The sequence below is a fragment of the Halomonas sp. 707D4 genome (assembly GCF_024158685.1).
In the GTDB taxonomy this organism is placed as follows: domain Bacteria; phylum Pseudomonadota; class Gammaproteobacteria; order Pseudomonadales; family Halomonadaceae; genus Vreelandella.
Genome location: NZ_JAMZBD010000685.1, coordinates 1 through 1,259 on the forward strand (window position 1 = coordinate 1; position 1,259 = coordinate 1,259).

Sequence of the window (1,259 nt, forward strand, 5' to 3'; positions counted from 1 at the left end):
CACCACTGATGACCGTCGCGCCAACAGTGGCCGCCCGACGCGTAACGCCCGCCGCGACGCCACCGCGAACCGCAGTGACGCCCCCTCGCGCCCGGCAAAGAGCCAGGACGAGGGCGACAAGCGCGGCACCCCGAGCCGCACACGCAATCGCCGTCGCAGCGGTGCCGCCAGCGACCAGAAGGCGCCAGACAACGCCGCCAAGCCCGCTCGTCAGAGCGAACGGCCGACGCCCCAGGAGGCACCGGCGGACAACCGTCGCTCGGAGAGCCGACGCGAAAAGTCGCGCGACGCCAAGAAGAGCGATGCCAAAGGCGAGTCGAACCGCAACGCGGCCCAGCCGCAGCCCGAAGCAAAGCAGGACGCCCGCCAGGAGCCCAAGCAGGAGAACCGCCAGGATACGCCCAAGGACGACGGCAAGCCCAAGCGTACCCGCAACAACCCGCGCAGCCGTTCGCGCAAGCAGGCCGTCAACCCCAAGGCCGAAGCCGAGCAGCTCGCCCTGCAGGCAGAAGCCGCCCAGGCGCCGGCACAACCGGCACAAAGCACGCCAGAAGCGCCGGCAAGCGACAAGGCCGACACTGCCTCATTGACTGACAAGCCGCAGCCATCGATCGAGCCGGTGGAGCAGAGCGCGCCGCGCGAACCGTCGATCGACCAGGCCAGCACTCCCGCCGCCGAACCCGTGCAGGAAGACGTCGCACAGGACGAGCAGCGCGTCGCTGTGCCAGCGGACTCCGCGCCGAGCGACGCCGCCAGCGCCCAGGAGCCGCCCAAGGCAGAGCGTTCAAAAGACGCGCCGGTGAAAGAAGAGCCGCAGAAAGAAGCGCCGGTGCATGAAGCGCTGCCGCAAGCGCCCCGCGATGCCGCGAAAGCGCCAGTGACGCCGGTCGAGAACGACGCGGCCGAGCCGGTCGCTCAAAAGGCACAGGCACCGCAGGCCGAGCAGCCGATCGAACCGACCAATGCAGAGGAGCCGTCCGCACCGTCCAGTTCGGTGTCGGTCGAAGAGAGCGCACCGCGCGCCGACGCCGTCGAACCCGCAGCCGACGTCGAGAAAGCGCAGGACGACACCGCCGAACCCGCGCCGAAGGCCGAGGTGGCCGCTGCCGGGGTAGACGAAACGCCCGAGCCTGCGAAAGCCACCGAGCAGCGCGCCGAGCCGGTTCCCGAGATCGCCGCACCGGTAGCGCCCAAAGTGCCGGCCGCTGCCAAGCCGCAAGGCCAGGCCGAATCCGAGAGCAGCATTGACGCTCAGGGTG

1 pseudogene is annotated in these 1,259 nt (G+C 70.3%); it reads left to right on the forward strand.

Going from position 1 to position 1,259, the window contains the following annotated elements:
• Positions 1–1,259, forward strand: a pseudogene (locus tag BIS11_RS17885) (hypothetical protein); the annotation flags it as partial.